Annotated in this window: 15 protein-coding genes and 1 pseudogene; 7 read left to right on the top strand and 9 right to left on the bottom strand. The window is 70.2% G+C overall.

Translation table 11 applies throughout. The features are described 5' to 3' along the window. Nucleotides 1-413: 413 nt before the first annotated feature. Nucleotides 414-860 (bottom strand): hypothetical protein, encoded by a 447-nt coding sequence (locus F7Q99_RS41575; protein ID WP_230210337.1) that lies wholly within the window; start codon nucleotides 858-860, stop codon nucleotides 414-416. Nucleotides 861-1,065: 205 nt separating this feature from the next. On the opposite strand from F7Q99_RS41575, the gene F7Q99_RS41570 reads away from it, so the two are divergent. Beyond that, nucleotides 1,066-1,233 (top strand): hypothetical protein, encoded by a 168-nt coding sequence (locus F7Q99_RS41570; protein ID WP_230210336.1) that lies wholly within the window; start codon nucleotides 1,066-1,068, stop codon nucleotides 1,231-1,233. Between the two features lie 354 nt (nucleotides 1,234-1,587). Here F7Q99_RS41570 and F7Q99_RS27275 read toward each other — a convergent pair whose 3' ends face one another. Next, nucleotides 1,588-3,408 (bottom strand): serine/threonine-protein kinase, encoded by a 1,821-nt coding sequence (locus F7Q99_RS27275; protein ID WP_153465593.1) that lies wholly within the window; start codon nucleotides 3,406-3,408, stop codon nucleotides 1,588-1,590. A 1,138-nt stretch (nucleotides 3,409-4,546) separates the two neighbouring features. Here F7Q99_RS27275 and F7Q99_RS27270 point away from each other — a divergent pair. Both F7Q99_RS27270 and F7Q99_RS41565 read left to right on the top strand, forming a co-directional pair. Then, complete coding sequence (locus tag F7Q99_RS27270; protein WP_153465592.1) at nucleotides 4,547-5,101, top strand: hypothetical protein; 555 nt, start codon at nucleotides 4,547-4,549, stop codon at nucleotides 5,099-5,101. Nucleotides 5,102-5,487: 386 nt separating this feature from the next. Further along, nucleotides 5,488-6,414 carry a cucumopine synthase-related protein gene (locus F7Q99_RS41565; protein WP_326847155.1) on the top strand — a complete coding sequence of 309 codons (927 nt, stop codon included), beginning with the start codon at nucleotides 5,488-5,490 and terminating at the stop codon, nucleotides 6,412-6,414. On the opposite strand, the gene F7Q99_RS27255 is transcribed toward F7Q99_RS41565, so the two are convergent. Then, nucleotides 6,407-6,703 carry a putative quinol monooxygenase gene (locus F7Q99_RS27255; RefSeq protein ID WP_153465591.1) on the bottom strand — a complete coding sequence of 99 codons (297 nt, stop codon included), beginning with the start codon at nucleotides 6,701-6,703 and terminating at the stop codon, nucleotides 6,407-6,409. The genes F7Q99_RS41565 and F7Q99_RS27255 overlap by 8 nt on opposite strands. Before the next feature lie 146 nt (nucleotides 6,704-6,849). On the opposite strand from F7Q99_RS27255, the gene F7Q99_RS27250 reads away from it, so the two are divergent. Then, nucleotides 6,850-7,824: a GlxA family transcriptional regulator gene (locus F7Q99_RS27250; RefSeq protein ID WP_153465590.1), complete on the top strand. Its 975-nt coding sequence runs from the start codon at nucleotides 6,850-6,852 to the stop codon at nucleotides 7,822-7,824. 243 nt (nucleotides 7,825-8,067) lie between these two features. On the opposite strand, the gene F7Q99_RS27245 is transcribed toward F7Q99_RS27250, so the two are convergent. From F7Q99_RS27245 to F7Q99_RS27235, 4 genes are all read right to left on the bottom strand, one after another. After that, entirely contained in the window at nucleotides 8,068-8,586 is a 519-nt protein-coding gene (locus F7Q99_RS27245) for a hypothetical protein (RefSeq protein WP_153465589.1), read from the bottom strand. Nucleotides 8,587-8,875: 289 nt separating this feature from the next. Further along, entirely contained in the window at nucleotides 8,876-9,007 is a 132-nt protein-coding gene (locus tag F7Q99_RS42740; RefSeq protein WP_268267561.1) for a hypothetical protein, read from the bottom strand. A 113-nt stretch (nucleotides 9,008-9,120) separates the two neighbouring features. Next, nucleotides 9,121-9,333: an RICIN domain-containing protein gene (locus F7Q99_RS27240; protein ID WP_153465588.1), complete on the bottom strand. Its 213-nt coding sequence runs from the start codon at nucleotides 9,331-9,333 to the stop codon at nucleotides 9,121-9,123. Nucleotides 9,334-9,384: 51 nt separating this feature from the next. Further along, entirely contained in the window at nucleotides 9,385-10,029 is a 645-nt protein-coding gene (locus F7Q99_RS27235; RefSeq protein ID WP_153465587.1) for a TetR/AcrR family transcriptional regulator, read from the bottom strand. Nucleotides 10,030-10,151: 122 nt separating this feature from the next. Between F7Q99_RS27235 and F7Q99_RS27230 the strand changes: the two genes are divergently transcribed. Further along, nucleotides 10,152-11,717, top strand: a complete 1,566-nt coding sequence (locus F7Q99_RS27230; protein WP_153465586.1) for an MFS transporter — start codon at nucleotides 10,152-10,154, stop codon at nucleotides 11,715-11,717. Nucleotides 11,718-11,808: 91 nt separating this feature from the next. Here the strand turns inward: F7Q99_RS27230 and F7Q99_RS27225 are convergent. After that, nucleotides 11,809-12,681 (bottom strand): annotated as a pseudogene (locus F7Q99_RS27225) (amidase family protein); the annotation flags it as partial. Between the two features lie 434 nt (nucleotides 12,682-13,115). On the opposite strand from F7Q99_RS27225, the gene F7Q99_RS27220 reads away from it, so the two are divergent. Further along, the gene (locus F7Q99_RS27220; RefSeq protein WP_326847265.1) at nucleotides 13,116-15,143 is read left to right on the top strand and encodes a HelD family protein; all 2,028 of its coding nucleotides are present in this window, start codon (nucleotides 13,116-13,118) and stop codon (nucleotides 15,141-15,143) included. A 168-nt stretch (nucleotides 15,144-15,311) separates the two neighbouring features. On the opposite strand, the gene F7Q99_RS27215 is transcribed toward F7Q99_RS27220, so the two are convergent. Beyond that, entirely contained in the window at nucleotides 15,312-15,539 is a 228-nt protein-coding gene (locus tag F7Q99_RS27215; RefSeq protein ID WP_230210334.1) for a transposase, read from the bottom strand. A gap of 146 nt (nucleotides 15,540-15,685) precedes the next feature. On the opposite strand from F7Q99_RS27215, the gene F7Q99_RS27210 reads away from it, so the two are divergent. Further along, nucleotides 15,686-16,909, top strand: a complete 1,224-nt coding sequence (locus F7Q99_RS27210) for a hypothetical protein (RefSeq protein ID WP_153465585.1) — start codon at nucleotides 15,686-15,688, stop codon at nucleotides 16,907-16,909. The last annotated feature ends 643 nt before the right edge of the window (nucleotides 16,910-17,552 follow it).

Genomic DNA, 17,552 nt, shown 5'->3' with positions numbered 1-17,552 from the left:
TCCCAGCGGCGTGCCCGCCGCAAGTGCGGCCGACACGCCCTTCGTGGGCCGCGCTGGCCAGCCGCGGGTGCGGACCGGCCGCGCACCCGCACGCCGGAGAAGCCGGCCCGCCTCCCCGGTCCCCGAGCATGCCGCCAGGTCGACCTCCGCTGCTACTGGAAGCTCACCACGATCGGTTCTGGCCCCATGGCCCGGCCGCCAAGCGCCCGGCCATGGTGGGGATACAGTCCCGTCATCGGAGCTGATGTAAGCAGGACCCGGACGTACGAAGGACCGGGCATCCCGATAGGGGCCGGCTCGAGGTCCGGACCTCGATGGACGGCGGGCGCGCGATATGGCGGACGGAAGCCGGCGAAGGAGCCTCACCGGCAACCACGCCTGTCCGGCCCTCCTCAGCGCCTGTCCGACCCTCCTCAGACCGGGTAAATGATCGAGCCCAGCGGCGGGCAGGGGATGAGCATGGTCCCTGCGCCGGGGCGTTCGACGAAAGCCCGGGCCGCGGCGGCCTGCCGGCGCCGGGTTTCCAGCTCGTCGGCGTGCCAGGCGTCGCGCATGGCACGGGGGTAGTCCCACGTGTCGTCGATGAGACTGAGGCTGGTGTTGCCGGAGCTGCGTTGGAACTCCGCCTTCACGGCGGCCTGTTGGAGTGCGGTCTGGGTCGCGGCGAGATCGATGCGGGTGATCAGGACGCCGAGGGTGTTCGGTTCGCGGGTGGGCAGGGGGGCCTGCCGGAGCAGGGACACCCCGGTGTCGAGGCGGCCGATGTTGTCGACGGTCGCGCTCTGGGCCTCCCTCGTCGCGATCTGCATCTCCTGGTGCAGCCAGAAGAACTCGTCAAGATCCGCCTGGGTGATGCGCATTCGCTGATATACGGCTCGGAAGCGGGGATCGCGGTGCAACGGACGTATGGGGGTCGTGTGGAACGCCACGCAGTCGTTGTAGCCGGCTGCCACCGCGGCATCGAGGTGGAAGATCGCCTGGTCCGCCTGCCCCCGTGCGATGGCCAGGCCGCCGAGGCTCGAGTGGCCCGCGGCGACGAGCCACGTGCCGTCGGGACCGAGCGCCGTGGCGCGCGCGATGACGTCGTGGAAGCCCCGCCGCGACGTCGACGCGCCGTGGGGCGCCGAGGAATTGACTCGCGAACGACGAGAGGATGTTCAGCCCCGCCACCGCCTCGGCGGCACTGTTGGTCAGGTGCGCCACGAGCAGTTCGTGAACGCGGGCGGCCAGTGAGTTGACGGTGTCGACCATGGATCTCCGTAAGGTGAAGAGCGAAAGGGTGTTGAGTTTGTGCAATCCCCGCGGGGATGACGGGCGGACGGGGTGAGCGGTTCCTGCTCGTCCGCGCCGATGACGTCCTCGTCACGGACGAGTGGCCAGAAGCGGCGGGTCCGACTCCCCACTCGAAACCGAGCCGGCCGCCTCGACTCCGCGTTGACCCTGCCCCGGCTGCGCCGGGCGCGCCGTTCCCGGACGTCGTCCGGTCCTGACGGCAGGGTGTGCTTCGGCTGCGCCCACCCATCGTCTGCCCGCCAATGCCCGCTCCCCGGAGCCCTGTTGGTCCGGAAGAGGCTGCCCGCGCACGTCTCAGTCCTTCTTCCGCAGCACCATGAACTGGTTCGGCTTGAGCAGGTCCATGCTGTAGTGGAGTGTGCCGTCCGACTGCATCGTGACCAGGCGGTAGATCGACCGGTCGGCGAGGCACGTGTCACCGGGCGAGGAGCCGGTCGCCCGGGAGGCGTAGGAGACCTGGCTCTCGTTGGCCTCGGTGAGCGTCCATGCGCCTTCGCACCAGGTGCCGGTCTTCGGCGTCTCGGCGCGGATCCTGCTCTTCTCCTCACTCGGCGCCGACTGGACGATGGTGAGGGTGACGGTGGTGACGTCCCCGTTGGCAGCCTTGCGCTCGCCGACCCACGTCCCGAGGAACTTCGCGGGGATGATGCCCGCCCCCGGTTCCGTGGGGGACGCGCCGGGCGCGGGGCTGTCGTCGGTCGGATCGGAACCGTCGCCGGTCGGCTCGGGGTGCTTCGAAGCCGGGGCGGCGGGGGCCGTCCTGCCCCCGGCCGGGGCGGTCTGCCCGGGGTTCGACGCGGCGGCCTGCCGGTCGTTCTCCCGTAGCCGCTCGATCAACAGGTATCCGCCACCCAGCAGCAGTACGACGGCCAGCACGGCCGCCAGCGCGCCGTACGCCCACCGGCTGCGTGGCCGCTGTGGGTACGGCCCGTAGCCCGGCACCGTGGCCGGTAGCGACGGCGTCGGGAACGGGGTCGGCGTGTACGGTCCGACCGGCCCGACGGGCGCTACGGTCGGCGGGTCGAAACCCGGCGGGGCCGGCGGCTGGAACCCGGGCGCACCGGGAACCCCGGGCGCACCGCCGTCCGGTACAGCCTTCGCCGCCTCGGCAACCGTCCGGCTCCTGGTGGGAGCTCGGGTTCCAGCCGCCGTCTCCGGAGCCGGCGCAGCCGCCCCGTCCGCCGCAGCCGTCCCCTCCCCGGCCTCCCGCTCCCCCTCCAGGTCCAGCAGCTGCACGGCACTGCGCCCCACCGCCGCCGCCAGCGCCGCCGGCAGCCAGTTCCCGTGCCCGAGCCGGGCGGCGGCCGCGGCGTCCCCGTCCAGCCGTTCCCGTAGCCGTCCGGGCGTCGGGCGGACGGACGGGTCCCTGGCCAGGCAGTCACGGACTAGGGAGCGCAGCGGGCCGGCCAGCCCGGAGAGGTCGGGCTCCTCGTGCAGCACGCGGTAGAGCAGGACAGGCGCACTCACTCCGGAGCCGAACGGCATCGTGCCCGTCGCCGCGTACGCGAGCACCGCGCCGAGCGAGAAGACGTCGCTGGCCGGCCCGGCGGGCAGCCCGTTCGCCTGCTCCGGCGACATGAAGCCCGGCGAGCCGAACACCTGGCCGGACTGGGTGAGCACGGTGGAGGCGTCCAGCGCGCGGGTGATGCCGAAGTCGATCAGCCGCGGCCCGTCCAGGGTCAGCAGCACGTTCGACGGCTTGACGTCCCGGTGCACCAGCCCGAGGCCGTGCACATGGGTGAGCGCCTCGGCGAGGCCGACGCCGAGGGTTCGAACGGCCGGCTCGGGCAGCGGGCCGAACTCCCGTACGGCGGCGGTGAGCGCTGGCCCGGCGACGTAGCCGGTGGCCACCCAAGGGTGCCCGCCCTCGGTGTCCGCATCCAGGACCGGTGCCGTCCAGGTACCGCCGACCCGCCGGGCGGCCGCCACCTCCTGACGGAACCTGGCCCGGAACTCGGGGTCCCCGGCCAGGTCGCGACGGACCACCTTGACGGCGACGGTCCGCCCGCCCGTGGTCCGGCCGAGGTAGACCCGGCCCATCCCGCCCGCTCCGAGCTGCCGCAGCAACCGGTACTCCCCCACCTGCCGCGGATCGTCCGCTGCCAGCGGCTGCATGCCCACCCTCCCCTCGACGCCCGGCGCGGTCGTCCCCGCCTCACGCGTCCGGAGCAAGACGCTATCGGTCTGGGACCGTCCGTGGGACGGGATCGCGATCACGGAAGCGACCGGCGCGACGGTGGCGTGTGCGTCGGGAACGTGGTCCTCCTGGCCGACTGATGGCGTTTCCGGCGAGTTGCCGGTGCAACTACCGTCAATGCGACGGGAATTGAAGCTCAAGCTGCCCGGACATCGCCCAGTTCGCCCACCGGCTCCATGGCCCCTCCCGCGACTGGTACGCCGAGATCCTCCTGTCCAACCTCTGGCCCCGCATCCTCGTCGAGTACGCCGACCTGGTGGAATCGTTGCCTCCCACCCGCACGGTGACTCGCAGCCTCCTCGGAGACCGGGCACCCGCCGTCCGCGCCGAACTCAGCCGGGGCAGCACCAGAGCCGCCGACGCTCTTGCCCCACCGCCCCCTTCCCACTGCCCCTCCCAGGCGGTCCACGCAGGGCCTCCGGTCTCGGCCCCGTCCCGTGTCGGGGTTCCGTCGTCGTTGAGTTCGGCGCGGCGGGCTTTGGCGTTGTTGAGCCAGGCGCCCAGTGACAGCCCTTCGGGGATCTCGTGGGCTAGTGGAACGCGGGTGTGCCCTTCCCGTTTCGGAGGGGGCTGCCGCCGCCATGACCCGCGAACGGCCCGCAAACGCGAACGAGGTCCGGCACCCAGTGGGTGCCGGACCTCGTCCGACCGTGGAGCGCCAGGCCCGGGTTGCACGGACTCTCCCTACTGAAAGTAGGACGTGCTCTGGTAGCACCGCTGACGCCTGGCGAGGAATCATCCCCCTCGCGACGAGAAGAATACTAGCAGGTCAGCGAGCCACCACCGCAGCCGGACGGCGCGGCCGCCGCTCGGCTCCGTTTCCGGCCCCCGGTGTGCCGGCCGCGCTCCGGCCGGCACACCGGGCCCCTGTCCGCTCCCGCCGATCCGTGCCCCAGTGCTGCGCGGCCCTATTCGGCCGTCGGTGCCCACCCTGAAAACGAAAACGCAGCCACCCGCCGCCACAGGCCGCCCGGCTGCCCTACTGCCAGTACGACCAGGCGCGGATCAGCCCAGGCGTAGGCTCTCGGCTGATCACAGCCATCACGAGAGGTAGACATGGGCCAGAAGATCATCCGGTTCTCGGACCTGACCGGCAAGCACGTGGAGAACGATGGCGACCTGGTGCGCATCGTGGTGCGTCAGCACCCCGACCTGGAAGACGGCCCGGTTGAGATCGAGGCGCTGGCCGACGAGCTGACCTCGGTCGAGGAGCTGGCACTCGACCTCGTGACGATCGAGCTGCACTACCCGGATGCCGACGAGCCGGAGACGGTTGTTCTGGAGGCCGAGGCGTTCAACCAGCTGGCCTCCGCTACCCCGATGGCCGAGGTGCTGCGCGGCGCCCAGCGGGTGGCCCGTACCGTCCCGAGCCAGGCGGCGCCGGCCAGCGCCAAGGAGCGCGTCAACTACGCCAGCCTGGAGCACGCCGGCAGGCCGCACAAGGGCCGCACCACGGATGCCGAGAAGCAGCTCGTCCAGAAGCACCTCGACGAGATCAACGAGCGACTGACCGCAGAGGGCATCCGCACGATCGACCTGAGCAACGCGGAGCACGTGGCCCGGTACGGCCTGGAGGCTCTGGTCCAGGAGCGCAGTGCGACGCTCGGCTGACCAGGGAGCAACAGATCAGGGCCAGCGCAGCCACCGCTGCGCTGGCCCTACCGTTTCTATGGGTTGAAACGTCGCCACTACCGGCGAGTGGTCGGAGGGCTGGTCGTGCAGCTGCCTCGCCGGCCCACTGGCCTGAGCTTCGATCCGGCCCGTTGACGGATCCGCTGGCACTATGCCCGGCGCTGGCCGCGGCAGGTATGGCAGCGCCACCCCATGTCTTTGCTGACCTGGGACTACGACGGTGATCTGTACTGCGCTCTCACCACCGTAACCGGCACGGGCGAGGGCCGGACCACCCATTTCGGGCTCAGCGAGGCCCGCATGGTTCCGAGCGGATCCCCCTCCATGCCTGCGTCACCCTCTCCCGGGCCGACAGCGGTGACGGTGTGTCGGCAGCGCCACCGAGGAGGAGAAACCCGCAACTGCTCTACCTACCCGCAGACCACAAGATCGCCGACCGGCGCGAAGCGCCGGACGGGACGGTGTTCTGTTCCGCGCTCCAACACGTGGGCATCAAGTACGGCACGCTCACCGAACCGATGCCGGCCTCTCCGGTGGGTCGGATCCGCGAGCAGGACATGCCCGCCCTGGCGGAGGTCGGCAGCGCGATCTGGGACGCGGTCTACTCGACGAAGAAGCCGGTCACGGCCGAAGTCCGCAGGAAGGGCGAGCAGGGCGGCCACCGCATCCCGCGCCTGCACGCCGCCGACAAGGACGTCGACGCGTTGGTCGCCGACATTCATGCCGAGACCGAGAAGATCTGGCTGACGGAACCACTGGAACTCGGCGAGATCCACCGCGGATCCATCCCGTCCGGAGCCGGCACGTTCGAGACCGTCCTTCCCACGCTGCTATTCGTCAACGGCGAGATCCGCCCCCTCGGCTACGCCTCCTACGGCGGCCTCGTGCGCGGCGCGGCCCAGGGCATGCCGATCGGAGCCCTGCAGCACACCACACCCGCGGGCGCTGTCGGTCTACGACGAGCTGACCGGTACCCGCCCGTTCACCACCAACCCGACCACGAAGGACCTCCGTTGAGCCAGCTGGTCAGCACCCGCATCCGCACCGTGGCCGCCAAGCTCGGTCCGCCCCGCCTCGCCGAGAGCCTCAGCCAGTACGCCCAGCGCGCCGACGAGGCCAAGATGGCTATGCAGACACCCACGACGCCGCTCTCCGCACACTGGCCGAGGTCTACGGCGCGGAAGTTGTCTGAGCTCTCGGCGGTGGCGAACCGCAGGCGGCGCCGTCCTGGGGATCCCCAGGACGGCGCCGGCGCCGGGCGGGAGGGCTCGCGGTCGCGAAGGACTACTTGACCGCGCGGATGTCGATCAGGCGGATGTCGGGGTCGGCGGCGAGGAGGTCCGGGCCGACCTGGGCGAGGGCGGCAGGGATGCGGCCGGTCAGGTGGGCCTGGCGGCCCGCGTCGTCGGCGAATGCGTCGAAGATGCCGAAGGTGGAGCCGTCGATCTGGAAGGCGTACCAGACCTCGGTCTGGGCCTCCTCGGCGGCGATGCCGCGGGCGGTGTCCAGCAGGGCGGCCACCTCGGCCTCCTTGCCGGGCTTGGCGGTGAGCAGGGCCAGCACACCCAGCTTGAGCGTCATTGTCGGTCTCCCTCGTGTCGTGATGGGCCTTGTGTGATGGGCCTCAGTCGGCCGGACGCACCCCGCGTTCGGCCTCAATCACAAGCTATGGGGCTGAAAACCGACCTGCGAGTGGCGGAAACGACGTGTCGGTTACTGTTTCCGACATGCAGATCGCCATGGTGGCCGTCGACGGCATCTTCGACTCCGGACTCTCCGCCCTCCTCGACGTGCTCGGCACGGCCAACGCGGTGCGCCTCCAGGGCGAGGAGGCGCCGCCGTTCACGGTGACCGTGGTCGGGGCGGACACCGAGGTGCGCACCGGCAACGGCCTCACCGTGGCGACCGTGCCCGCCGAGGAACTGCCGCACCGGCCGGACCTGCTGCTGATGCCCGCAACCGGGTTCAAGACGCCCGACGAGGTGCTGGCGGCCGTCCGCTCACCTGCCAACGCCTGGGCGCTGGAGCTCAGCGCGAGGCTGGCCGAAGCCGGCACACCGGTCGGCGCCGCCTGCACAGGCACGTTCTTCCTGGCCGAGGCCGGGGCGCTCGACCACCTGCGGGCCACCACCAGCTGGTGGCTGGGGCCGTTCTTCCGCAGTCGCTACCCGAAGGTGGTGCTGGACGAGTCCCGCACCCTCGTCCAGGACGGTCAGGCCACCACCGCCGGCGCCGCCTTCGCCCACATCGACCTCGCACTGTGGGTGGTGCGCCGCCACAGCCCGGAGCTCGCCGACACGGTCGCCCGCTACCTGCTGATCGGCGACCGCCCCTCCCAAGCCGCTTTCGCGGTGCCGACACTGCTGGCCCAGGCCGACCCGATGATGACCGCGTTCGAACGATGGGTGCGCGCCCGGCTGGCCGATCCACCGCCGCTCGCCGAGGCCGCCCGGGAGCTGGGCGTCAGTGAGCGGACTCTCCAGCGCACCGCCCAGGCCGTGCTCGGCATGACGCCACTGGACTTCGTCCAGGAGGTCCGGCTCGACCAGGCCACCTTCCTGCTGCGCACCACCTCGCTGAGCGCCGAGGCGATCGCGACCAGAGTCGGCTACCGCAACGTGGGCACCCTGCGCGCGCTGGTGCGGCGCAAGCGCGGCACCACGCTGGACGCGCTGCGCCAAGGCGGCTCGGGCGCCGACTGACGGCAGTTGAGATCGTTCTCTGGTCGATCGGGCACAGAGTGATCTTCGGTTCCGAGGGGCACGGTGCCCATTGAGTCAGACGGGCCGACTACCTGGAGCGTCGCACGGTGACGAGGCGCCCCGGTGAGAAGCCGCACGCCGCCTCTCCGCGTACTCGTTGGAAGGCTCAGCCAGGTGCAGATGAACGGCTCAGTCGCCGATCTCGTGAAGTCTGCGTGTTTGCGTCCACGCCCCTTTGTCGAGTCAGGGCCTGCCCTGCCCGGCGATGCGCTGTGCGACCGCGATGTGGCTGTATCCGGGGATAGACGACCCGACGGCCTTCTCGTAGCGCACAGCGTCAGCGATCCCGAGTTTCTCGCCCGTCGAGAGGGTTCTGTTCGCCGTCCACAGGAGCATTCGCAGGTGCTCGTTCTGGGCGCCGAGGAGCGGGGCTGCAGGCTTCAGCGGCACACCGGTGTGAACCCGCCAGTCAGCCACCGCGGCCCAGAAACCGGTCACGGTGTCCCAGCAGATCGCGCTTCGGGGTCCGAGTAGCAGGCGTATCTCCTCGGTGGACCGAAGCGTGTCGAGGCCGTGGGACACGAGGTTCTGGAGGTTCTCCAGGAACGTGACGACGAACCCGTACTCGGCCTCGTCCATCAGCAGTTCCTCGACGACCGCCAGAACCTCAGCGGTCGCGCCGTGGTCCCGCCGGGCTACCCGAAAGGCGACCTGCCGGCAGACGTCCAGGTCGTCGGTGTCATCAACCGATCCGGGCTTCACACCCGCAATGTCGAGGAGCCGCCGTGACCGCCCGGCCGGCCGTCGGCGCCATGGGATTCGCATCGTGTCCCTTTCCGCTTGCAGCAATGGCGATCATGGTCGCCCGTGGTCGGCCAGCATGACACGGCGTTCCGAGCATGCCGTCCACGGGACCGACGTCAGTACGAGCTGCGGACGACCCAGCATCGCTGAGCAGGCCCGGAGCGGGGTGCCGGGATTGCTCCCGGTCCGTTCCTCCGGACCTCTCGCCGAGTGAGTAGGCGGCCAGGACTCCTCTGGCGGAGGTCAACTACGGCACGATCGGCTCGGTCGACTTCTTCCCGCCGAACAACGAGCACGTCCCGCTGGACCAAGCGGCGGAACGGACCCGCACGTTCGCGACCGCCGCGCTGGCGGCGTCCACCACCTCGGGCGCCTCCACGGGCGCGGGCTCCTCCGCCTCACCGAGCCGGTCCTGAAACCGACTCCGCCCGGTGCGGCGCTTGCACACCCCCGTATCGCAAGCGACGCACCGGGCGGACCGGGTGTCGGGGCTCAGAGGCGCCAGCGGGCTCCCGGCTGGTTCAACCATTCCCACTGCTGGACCCGGGCTCCGTTACTGGAGGAGGAGTTCTCCACCTCCAGGTAGTAGTAGCTGTGGTTCCGGATCAGCCTGGTGCCGTCCGCCGACGGCCACGGGACCTCCCACAGGGAGCCGGGCTGGTTGAGGCAGTCCCACTGCTGGGCCCGGGCACCCAGCTCGAACACCCCTGGCTGATCTGGCTCAGGAATCGGTCGATAGATGAACGGTGCCGCCGATCACGTGCAGTAGGTGCCGAGGCCGTGTTCCAGCTGGGCGAACGCCTGCTGCGCGGCGGCGACGGCGTCCGGATGGACCGCGTCGGCTGTCTCGCCGGCTGCGAGCCGTCGGACGTTCTCCCGGACCAACTCGTTCTGCACGCAGCACAGCTGGGTCGCCGCCGTACGCGCCGTCATGTCGCGCGGGCCGGTTCCGGTCTGTTCGGCGAGCGCGGCGGCGAGCGCGTCCACCGTGCGGGTGGCCTGCTCCAGCACGCGCAGCCGCAGGCTCGGTGCGGCGAGGACCATGCGGTGGAAGGCGAGGACGTGCTCGTCGTCGTTGAGGCCGGTGACGACGTCGCGCCGGTCCAGTCCGGCCAGGAAGTGCCGGCGCAGGGCGCCGAGAGCGGACTCGCCGGGGTCCCGGGCGAGAACGATGGCGACGGCGTCGTCGAAGTGGTCCTCGAACCGGTGCAGGACCAGGTCTTCCTTGGTCGGGAAGTGGTTGAACACCGTCATCGTCGAGACGTCGGCCGCTGCCGCGACGTCCGAGACGGGGACGTTGTCGAAGCCACGCTCCAGGAACAGTGAGATCGCCGCCTCGGAGACGGCGCGCCGTGTCTGCTGCTTCTTCCGTTCCCGCAGGCCGCCCGTCCCGTTGCTCATGCCGTCACGCTACCACGTAGCTTATATTGCTACAAAGTTTGATTGACATAATAGATTTAGTGACTATAGGAATCTTCCCGGGCGGTCGTCACGGGGCGTCCAGCCCCTGGAGGAGGGACGAGATGAGCGGGATCACCATGGTGGGGGCGCCTTCCGGGGAAGGCGCGGATCCGCCGATGAGTCGAAGGCACGTCGTGATCGCGGCGGTCGGCTGCTTCGCCACCCTGCTGCTGGGGCTGCTCGACCAGAACATCGTCAGCGCGGTGTCGTGGACGATGGTCAAGGACCTCGACCCGCTGCACGGTGTGGACCGTCTGCCCTGGCTACTGACCGCCTACACCCTGGCCGACTGCGTCGTGCTCCCGCTGTACGGGAAGCTGGCCGACGTCTACGGCGCCAAGCGCATCTACCTGCTCTCCCTCGGGATCTTCCTGACGGGGTCCATCCTGTGCGGCCTCGCGCAGAACATGGGCCAGCTGATCGCCTTCCGGGCCGTTCAGGGCGTGGGCGGCGGCGGCCTGATGTCCGTGACCATGGTGGTCCTGGGACTCCTGGTCCGGCCTGGCCGGGGAGGGGGAGACGAGGACTCCGGCAAGGCCGGCATGGGCGGCATCATGGTGGGACTCGGCATCGTGCTGGGCCCGGCCGCCGGCGGACTGATCGCCCACCACCTGAACTGGCGCTGGGTCTTCTACATCAACGTCCCTCTGGGGATCGCCGCGTTCGTCACGTCCGCGCTGCTGGTCAGACTCCCGGTCACGCCGGTCAGGCGTCGCATCGACTTCCTGGGAGCCGGCCTCATCGCCGCGGCCGCGAGCGCACTGCTGATGATCTCCCAGTGGGGCGGCAAGGACTACGCCTGGACCTCGCCGACCATCGAGGGGTTGGGCATCGCCGCGGTGGTCCTGCTGGCCGCGTTCCTCTGGCGTCAGACGACCGCGCCGGAGCCGATCTTCACGCTCGCCCTGCTGCGTAACCCGGTCTTCCGCATCATGGTGCCACTCGGGTTCTTCGGCGGCATCGGTCTCGCGGGCTCGGTGGCGTACCTGGCCGGCTACCTCCAGGAGGCCCGGGGGATGACCCCGACCGGCGCCGGCCTGCTGTTCCTCCCCATGGCCATCGGCATGATCATCGTGGGTCTGCTCTCTGGGAAGGCCATGGTCGCGATGGCCGGCCGGTACCGCTACCAGCTGCTCGCCGGCCACCTGCTGGTCGCCGGCGCGATGCTGGTCTTCAGCGACCTGCGGACCGGCACCTCGCTCTGGTTCCTGGGTTTCGGCCTGTTCCTGCTCGGCCTGGGCCTCGGGCTGTGCCTGGGCATCGGCCTGATGATCACCCAAAGCGCGGTCGAGCCCGAGAACCTCGGTGTGGCCACCACCTCGGTACGGTTCGCCCAGCAGCTCGGCGCCTCCGCCGGCCTCGCACTGTTCGGCACCGTGCTCAACCGCGAGCTCGCCGCGAAGCTCAGCAGCGCAGCGGGCGCCGCCGACGCGAACGGCCGTCTGAACACGGCGGCCCTGCCCGCCCTGAGCCCGGAGCAGCGGCTCGCCGCACTGGAGGCGATCGTTTCCTCGACCCACACGGTGTTCGCGATCGCGGCCTGCGTCATGGTCGTTCCGGCCGTGCTGTCGATGTTCCTCAGGGAACGGCCCGGCCCGTCCGGCCGCGTGCCCCGGCAGCGTTCGTAACGGACCGGCGACAGGGCGGACCTCCCTGCAGATCAGGACAGCCCTGCTCGCCGGCCCCTGGCCGTCTCTTGGCCCGCTGTCGTCGCTCCGACTACCGTGCGGCAGCCGGGACTTCGGGGCGAGGGTCGATCGGCGTGAGCACGCCGAGGCGGTCCTCGATCTCCTGGGCAGCGGCCAGGCACAGGTCTTCCCGGAACGCGCGCCCGATGATCTGCACGCCGGACGGCAGTCCGTCGCCGACTCCGGTCGGTACGGCGACCGCGGGCACGCCCACGAAGCTGGTCACCGTGCACAGGCGCCTGCCATCGGCGAACCGTTCCCATCCCGCTTCGTCGCGTGACTCCAGTCCCGGCTCGACGGGCGGCTCGGTGAACACTGGTCCGAGCAGCAGCGGGTACTGGTCGAGGAACTCTGCCCAGGAGTGGCGGATGCCGAGCCAGGTCCCCATCAGCTTCGTGAGCTCTGCGGCGTTCGCAGGCGGAGTCCTCTCCATGGCCGTCTGGATGAAGCGGTCTCCGCCTTCGCCGAGCAGTTTCCGCACCACCGGCCAGGTCGGCGCGAATTCGGTCACGGTGATCCGGCCGTATGCCTCGAGTGCCTCGTCCAGCCGCGGAACGTCCGCCATCTCCCGTACGTCGTACCCTGCGTCGCGCAACGCGTCCGCTGCGGCTGCGACGGCCGCGCGGACAGTGGGGCGGACGCCGCGGCCGCCGGGGTCGGCGACAAGCGCCACCTTGACCGGCCCCGGCAGCGGTTCGCCGTAGCGGGGCACGGGTACGGCCCGCGGGTCCTGCGGGTCGGTCCCGGCCAGCGCCTCGTATGCCAGCCGCAGGTCGGCGACCGTACGGGCCAGGGGTCCGTCGGTGACCAGCATCTGTGAGGCTGGTCCCGGGTCGTCCGGGCCGAGGACGCGGTGGTCGGCCGGGAACCGCCCGGTGGTCGGCTTCAGCCCCGTCGCGCCGCAGCGTATGCCCCGGATGGGTGGGATCGCGTCCACGGTCGAGGGCTTAACCCGTTCTGTGCTCGTCTCCTCGGCCGGGCTGCCAGACGAAGCGACCAGATACCCCCTGGCAGTGAGCTCGATGGCGCCGGTCGCCTCGCCGGATCTTCCCCCTTTTTCCCGAGCGCTGCAAAACATCTCCGGTATCCAAGGGCGGGCTCACCCATAAGGCAGGCGGGCACGGGGAGTGCAATTAGCGATATACGGAACGGCGGAATGCTTGAAACGCCATACGGTCAGCTGCCATGGATTCAGCCGTAAGGGCATGGCTTCACCAAGCAAGTCAAGACTTACCTTTAGGGAACTTTGACCGTATGGTGTGGCTCGAATCGAAGGAGTCGCTGTTGTCGGAAATAAATGATCCCGCTGTGCGTGCGGTTGAATCGGAGCGAGATTATGTGTCCTCCTTGTACGAGTTGCTCACCGAGCGGCTTTCCGAGGCGCGAGTGCACCGAGCGAGTGTGCTGAAGGCCCCGGCGGACAGCGCCGGTGAGGCATACGAGAGAGAAATCGCCGCCGAGCGCCTGGCCAAGGAAATCGGCCGGCTGGAGGGCGCCGAAAAGGGGCTGGTCTTCGGGCGCATCGACTGGACGGACGGCACGGCCCTGCGCATCGGGCGGATCGGACTGCAGACGGAGGAGGATGACCTGCCTCTGCTCGTGGACTGGCGCGCGAACGCGGCGCGGCCCTTCTACGAGGCGACACCGGTCCACCCGATGGACCTGCGGCGGCGCCGGCACCTGCGCATCGAGGAGCGCACGGTCATCTCGGTGAGCGACGAACTGCTGGACGGGACCGCCCCGACCGACGAGGACGTCGTGGGGGACGGCCCGTTGACCGAGGCTCTGTCGGCACGGCGTACGGGCAGGATGCACGCCGCCGTCGCGACGTTGCAGGCCGAGCAGGACGAGATCGTCCGCTCCGCCCACCGCGGGGTGACCGTGGTTCAGGGCGGGCCCGGCACCGGCAAGACGGTGGTCGCCCTGCACCGGGCGGCCTACGTCCTGTACGCGTTCCCGCGCGCCGCGGAGGAGGGTGTCCTGGTGGTGGGCCCGAACGCCCGGTTCCTCGACTACATCTCCCAGGTCCTTCCCTCGCTCGGAGAGAACGACGTCGTTCTGGCGACCTGCCGGGAACTGGCCGGAGTGCCCACGGACACGGTGGACCCGTTCGACACGGCGCGGCTCAAGGGCAGCTCCGACCTCGCCGACGCCTTGGCCGGCCTGCTGCGCGTCCACCAAGCCCCCGCCGGTGACTTCACCGTGCGGGTCGGACAGGAACTGGTTCACCTCTCCGGCGAGGATGTCGCCACGGCACGCGACGCCGCCGTGACAGCCGCGCCGGGGCACAACCCCGCGCGCCAGGTGTTCAAAGAGCTCTTGGTCGACGCCGTCACCGACGCGGTGCAACGAGACATGGGCGACCTCCTGGAGCAGATCGACGCCGATGCCGAAAGGATGACGGGCATCAACCTCGACCGGTTCACGGGAGCCGCCCAGCGCCGTGCCGAAGGTGCGGCCGACTCGGGTCCGGTCCACGAGCTGGACCTGGACGCCATCCGAGCCGATCTCCTCGACGACGCCAGCGTCGACCGAGCGGTCGAGGTGTTGTGGCCGCGGCTGGTACCCGGTGACCTCGTGAAGGCGCTCCTGACGAACGCCGGCGCTCTCGCCGAGCGCCTGCCACGCCTGACCGCGCAGGAGCGGTCCCTTCTGCTGCGCGGTCCGGACGACCCGTGGACCGATGCCGATGTGCCGTTGCTGGACGAGGCGGCGAGCCTGGTCGACGGCTCCCCAGATCGGACGTACGGGCACGTCGTCGTCGACGAGGCGCAGGAACTGACCGCCATGCAGTGGCGGATGATCGTCCGCCGCTGCCCGGCAAGGGCGATGACGCTGGTGGGTGACTTCGCCCAGTCAGGCCCGGTCGCGACAGCACGCGACTGGAAGGAAGCGCTGAGCCCCACCGTCGGACCGCGGTTCAAACTGCACAACCTGACCGTCAGCTACCGCACCACGCAGGAGATCCTGGAGAGCGTCCGGGACCTGCTCACGCGGATCGCTCCGGACCAGAAGCCCACACGGTCACTGCGAAGCGGTGCGAGCCCTCGTACCGTGACCACGCCTCCGGACGGATTGGTCACCGCGGTCGTGCAGGAACTCCGCGCCCAGAGCACCGCGCACCCGGGCGAGCTTCTGGGAGTGATCTGCGCGGACACCAGGGTGAGCGAGCTGACGGCCCAGGGCATCGCTCACCACGCACGCATCGTGCCGGCGTCCGAAGCGCGCGGCCTGGAATTCGACGGGGTCGTCGTCATGAACCCCGAGGAAATCATCACGGCGCGCCCCGGTGGGGAAAGGGACTTGTACGTGGCCCTGACCCGGGCCACCAAGCGCCTCTGCACAATCACCGTCCAGCCCGCCTGACGACTCGGCGCCCGCGTCGTCGCCGCGGGCGCACCCGGCGCGGTACAGACACCGGCCCGCGCACACGGGGCTGCTCGCCGCCGGCGCGAATGGGTCCCGACGTGTCCGGTTGGCGCGGCCGGTCCCACGGCACCGCGCTGTACGCCAGCCGCGCCGATGATCAACGTATCAGGGCAGGTGCCGTCGCGCTGCCAGCGGCGGAACAGCCCGTAGACCGTCTCCCATGGCCCGTCGCTCTGGTAGATCCCGCCACGGTATGCCCGTACGGGTCCGGAACCGTATCCTGTTGATCAGCGCTGCATCTTTGTGTGCACCGGCGGCCGACCGGCCTTGATGCCCCGCAAGCAGAGGTTCCGGCACAGCCCACTGTGTGTCTGTCAGATCTCCCCGAGCCATGAAACGTGATCACCGCACGACCTTGATCTACTTCTGAAACAGGCCCTGGTGCCGTGGAGCGGCTACACCCACTGCGATCGGGTCCTGCTGCGCGCCCTGGTCTGGTAGCGTCCGGCTCGTTGATCGTTTTTGAGGGGTGGGGATCGATGCGTTGGCGTGCACGGAACTACGGCGGGGCTGCGGTCGCGGCCGCGATCGCCCTGGCAGTCACCGGTTGTAGCAGTGCGGGTGGCACCAAGGGCTCCCAGGACAACGGCGGCTCCTCCGGCACTCCCGCGAGTTCCGCGAGCGCCCAGGCCAAGCCCGTCGGCGCGCCCGGGACCGTCACCGTGTCGTGGTGCGACCTGAAGGGCGGCAACAGCGGCGCCCCGACCGCCCAGCAGCTGACGCTCGCCTCGTACTCCATGACCGATGGGCAGGAGGTCGCCCGCACGGTGTCCCTGCTCCCACAGGGCGCGGACACCGGGATCCTCTGCGATTCCACTCCCACTGGCCAGACCAGCGTCCCGAGCGCCGTCCGACAGGCCTTCAACAAGGACTTCACGCTGGTCGCCGGCGTGATGCCGCCTCCGCGGTCCGGGGCGAGCAGCCAGGACGGTCCCGCCGTCGCCTTCGCGCTCAAGCCACAGGGCACGCCGGTCGGAGCCCCGTCCGCCGATCCCTTCACGGTCGGCGCCAAGGACCGCACGCCCGCCTTCCAGAGCGGCACGTCGACGCTGTGGTACGAGACGCATGACCGGCATGTGATGAGCCGTGATCTAGGTCAGCCGGGCACCGCCGCCACCGACCACGGGATGTCGCACGACTGGGGCTTCGTGCTCGCCGGTGACCAGCCCTGGTCCCGGATGCCCCTCGGCGACAAGTTCAAGGACGTCACCGTCAATCCGTCGGGTACCGCCGCGGCCGGCGCCGCAGACAACTACAACAGCGCGATCTGGCTCAAGGACTCCACGGTGCCCGGGAGCGGCGACGAGTACGCCGAGCCGCTCCGCTTCGGTCCGATCCCCTTTGGCTTGGCCAACAAGGCACTTCCGGGGGGCGATAACGTCCCCCAGTGCACCCCGAAGTTCTGGATCGACGACCACAGCCTCTTCTGCGTCGGCAAGGGCTTCTCACGCGTGGTGTTCTCGGACTCCCTCGACTCCGTGCAGAAGGTCGAGCAGCTCCTGCCCGACAACGACCGCGACAACAGCTCCGTCGCCCCCTCACCCGACCTGAAGTCCGTGGTGTTCCTGTCCCGGCAGGGCAAGGACGTCGCCGAGCTGTACCGCCTCGACCTCACGCCCGGCGCCACCCCCAAGAAGATCGGCTCCATCGCGCCCAACAGCCCCGGTGTGAAGTCCGAACTCCGGCTGGTCGCCTGGCAGTAGCCCACCGGCCGAGACTGCTGGCCGGTCCGTGACCCCGGGGCTTGCGGCGGCCATGGGTCGACCTGCTCGCGGTTTACGCCGGTGGCTGCGCGGCCGGCCACCGTGGTAGACCTCAACGGGGACCCGCCGTACCGCATGCGATGCCCGGGCACGACGACCTGGCGATGCCGGGCACGACGCCCCGAAGAGCTACCGGCTGGATCCTCCGCAGACCATCGGTGAGTTGACCCGCGAGCCGGACAGCCCAGGGCACTTCGCAGAGGCGGACCGCGTCATGTTCCCAGACCCGCCGGACAGAATCCGCTATCGGGAGCACTTCGTGGCCGCCTACCGGCTGCCCGGCAGTGACAGGCCGGACTTTGTGGTGGGCGGTGCCACGGGCTCGTTCGCGAGCCGGTCGGAGAGCTGGACCGTCTCCTCGACCCGACGCCTAGACCCGGGTCCTCCCCCACTCCGTACACGGTGTTTCCGGCAGGCCCGCTCCGCGGCTACTTCAAGTGCAGGGGCAACCGGATCGGGATGGTGCCCGGATGTGCCTGGGCGGCGGACCAGAACGGAACCACTATTGGGTTCATCGCCGACCACCGCGCCGGTGCCAACGCGGACGACCTACCCGATCTCGCCGCGCGCCCCCGGGCCATCC

Origin of the sequence: Streptomyces kaniharaensis, assembly GCF_009569385.1 — a bacterium.
Lineage (GTDB): Bacteria > Actinomycetota > Actinomycetes > Streptomycetales > Streptomycetaceae > Kitasatospora > Kitasatospora kaniharaensis.
Note: the sequence above shows the minus strand (reverse complement) of the source record. Positions and strands in the feature narration are given on the sequence as shown.